The organism is Pseudomonas kielensis, from assembly GCF_014236655.1.
GTDB lineage: Bacteria > Pseudomonadota > Gammaproteobacteria > Pseudomonadales > Pseudomonadaceae > Aquipseudomonas > Aquipseudomonas kielensis.
In genome coordinates this window covers 1-2,652 of the sequence record NZ_JACMYG010000071.1, presented here as the reverse complement: position 1 = coordinate 2,652, position 2,652 = coordinate 1, and the positions used below count along the sequence as shown (strand labels likewise).

Genomic DNA, 2,652 nt, shown 5'->3' with positions numbered 1-2,652 from the left:
TTGCGCTTTTTTTGGGGGGGGCTTGCCCGTTGGTGGGGTGATGGCCACTTGCTGCAGGCGAGCTAACGCTCGGCCTGTTGAGTGGTCAGGGCGGGCGAGGCGGCCTACCGGCCGGCCTGCTTTTTCTGGCTGGAACATCTCTGTGGGGTATCCCCTTGTGGGAGCGGGCTTGCCCGCGATGACGATCTCCGCCACACCGTAGATATCGACATGACCCCCAATCCCCTGTAACAGCCCTCGCCGGTTCTCGCCTTAGCTCAAGTCGATCAACGCCTGTGCCAGCAGTCGCATGTCCCGTGCGGTGCTGGTCAGGCCTGGGGTGATGCGGATGCATGGGCCGCAGGCTGAGCCGCTGCGGGCCACGGTGAACAGGTTGTAGTCCTTGAGCAAGCGCTCGACCAGCAGTTGCTGATCTGCCTCGTGGGTAAACCGCACGGAGCTGATGGCGCAGTACAGGCGCGGGTCATCCGGGGTCATGACTTCGATTCCCGGGACCTTGCGCACGGCATTGACCCACAGGTTGCGCAGGTAGTTGAGGCGCGCGCCTTTGGCCGCGGCGCCGCCCATGGCCCGGTGCTCTTCGAACACCAGGGGCAGGGTCAGCAGGGCTGGAATGTTCGGGGTGCTGTAGGGCGTGCGACAGCGGATGTCGGTCGGCGGGAAATGAAATTCGCCCATGTCCGGATCGATCGAGGCCAGGCGCTGCGGCGCGATGTAGATGAACCCCAGGGTCAACGGGCCGCCGATCCATTTGTGCAGGTTGTAGCCGGCAAACTCGATGCCCAATTCATCCAGGTCGAACTCGATCTGGCCGAGGGCGTGGGCGCCATCGAGGATGACGTCGATCCCGTGTTCGCGGGCGGCGTGGGCAATGGCCTGGACCGGCATCACCAGGCCGGTGCGGTGGGTGACATGGGTCAGTGCCATCAGCTTGAGGCGCGGGTATTGCTCGAATGCCTCGCGATAGCTCGCCAGCAGGGTCTCAAAACTGGCCGGGTGGACATGCTCGATTTCAATCACTTCAACGCCCCGATGACGGGCCAGCCAGCGCATCGCACTTTTTACCGTGTCGTACTCCAGGTCGCAGAGCAGCACCTGGTCACCCGGCTGCAGGCCGTTGTAATTGCGAATCAGCGCTTGCAGGCCATCGGAGGCGCAACGGGTGAAGGCGACCGCCTCGGCGGGCACCCGCAGCAAGTCGGCCAGGTGCTCGCGAATGCTCACGCTTTCGAACTGTTCGAAGCGTTGGCGCACATGCACCGAGTTGCTACGGTTGATCAATTCGATGTTGCGCTGGTACTCGTCGATCACCGTGCGCGACATGCGGCCGAAATAGCCGTTCTCCAGGTTGATGGGACCGGGCTGGACATCGTAGCGATCAGCGAAGGTTTGCCAGAAAGCTTCATCACGGGCGCGTAGCGTGTTATCGGGCATGGGGCGACTCGGTGCGGATTCAGTGGCTCAGTGACGAGGTTTGGGTTTGCCGTGCTTGGCCCGCAATGGGTCCAGCAGGTCGGATAAGCCGTTGTGGTCGATTTCCTGCATCAGTGCCAGCAGGCCGCCCAGTTCACCGTGGGGGAAACCCTCGCGGGCGAACCAATTCAGGTAGGGGCCGGGCAGGTCGGCGATGATGCGTCCCTTGTATTTGCCAAAGGGCATTTCGCGGGTGATCAGCAGTTCGAGCTTTTCAGGGTTCATCGGTTAGCGGTCCTGGTTCATGCATTGCGGAAAATACAGGCATTCTGCATGCAGGCCAATTGACAGTTCATGCAAATAGCGTGGATACAGATTCCGCCTAAAATATTAAGTCGTTGAAAAATAAAGAAAATTTATCAATTCAAAAGCTGGCACACGAGCTGCAACTCCTTATGCAACTCTCTCAACCCGCAAGGAATTGAAAAATGACCGACATTAATAAAGAAGCGATTTCAGTCCTCAACGACCTGATCGAGACCAGCAAGGACGGCCAGGAAGGTTTCAAGACCTGCGCCGAGGACATCAAGCATCCTGAACTCAAGGCGCTGTTTGTCAAACGCTCCGCCGATTGCGCCACCGCAGCCGCGGAACTGCAGAGCACCGTGCGTTCGATGGGTGGCGATCCGGAGACTTCCACCAGCGTGAGCGGTGACCTGCACCGTCGTTGGGTCGACCTCAAGTCGATGGTGACCGGCAAGGACGAAGAGGCGGTACTCAACGAAGCCGAGCGCGGCGAAGATCATGCCCTGAAGGCCTACAAAGAAGCGATCGAGAAAATCAACAAGCACAACCTGGTGAACATTCGTGATCTGGTTGAGCGTCAGTACCATGGCGTGCAACGCAATCACGATCAGGTCAAAGCCCTGCGCAACCAGGCACGTGCTCGCTCGTAAGCACCTAGTCCGGTAAAAACGCCGCTCGTCCAGTAATGGACAGCGGCGTTTTTTTTGCCTCCTGCGCTGTAATCAGGCTGGGTGAAATCCGGTCCACAGCCAGACGACTTTTTCACCGTCAATCCGTGGCATCGCAGTGGCGTAGTCGAGGACGCGCTGGCTGCCGGGTTTGTACTCGCAGACCCAGCCTCCAGGATAAGGACAGGGCTCATCACTTCTGGCCCGCATGCCGGGAAGCGTCCAGTGCCAACCGACGCTTTGTCCTTGGTGGGCGGGAAGGGGC

General features: G+C 59.8%; 3 protein-coding genes and 1 pseudogene. 1 reads left to right on the top strand and 3 read right to left on the bottom strand.

Annotated elements, in window-relative coordinates:
- Nucleotides 1-252 precede the first annotated feature (252 nt).
- The gene (locus H7995_RS27965; protein ID WP_166591034.1) at nucleotides 253-1,434 is read right to left on the bottom strand and encodes an aminotransferase class V-fold PLP-dependent enzyme; all 1,182 of its coding nucleotides are present in this window, start codon (nucleotides 1,432-1,434) and stop codon (nucleotides 253-255) included.
- Between the two features lie 27 nt (nucleotides 1,435-1,461).
- Nucleotides 1,462-1,698, bottom strand: a complete 237-nt coding sequence (locus tag H7995_RS27960) for a DUF3820 family protein (RefSeq protein ID WP_095169812.1) — start codon at nucleotides 1,696-1,698, stop codon at nucleotides 1,462-1,464.
- 203 nt (nucleotides 1,699-1,901) lie between these two features.
- Between H7995_RS27960 and H7995_RS27955 the strand changes: the two genes are divergently transcribed.
- Nucleotides 1,902-2,369, top strand: coding sequence for a ferritin-like domain-containing protein (locus H7995_RS27955; RefSeq protein WP_166591035.1), 468 nt, complete (start codon nucleotides 1,902-1,904; stop codon nucleotides 2,367-2,369).
- Between the two features lie 72 nt (nucleotides 2,370-2,441).
- Here H7995_RS27955 and H7995_RS28350 read toward each other — a convergent pair.
- Nucleotides 2,442-2,652 (bottom strand): annotated as a pseudogene (locus tag H7995_RS28350) (type VI immunity family protein); the annotation flags it as partial.

Coding starts and splice junctions, on each gene's coding strand:
- H7995_RS27965 (WP_166591034.1), bottom strand. CDS start 1,434: ATGCCCGATAACACGCTACGCGCCCGTGATGAAGCTTTCTGGCAAACC.
- H7995_RS27960 (WP_095169812.1), bottom strand. CDS start 1,698: ATGAACCCTGAAAAGCTCGAACTGCTGATCACCCGCGAAATGCCCTTT.
- H7995_RS27955 (WP_166591035.1), top strand. CDS start 1,902: ATGACCGACATTAATAAAGAAGCGATTTCAGTCCTCAACGACCTGATC.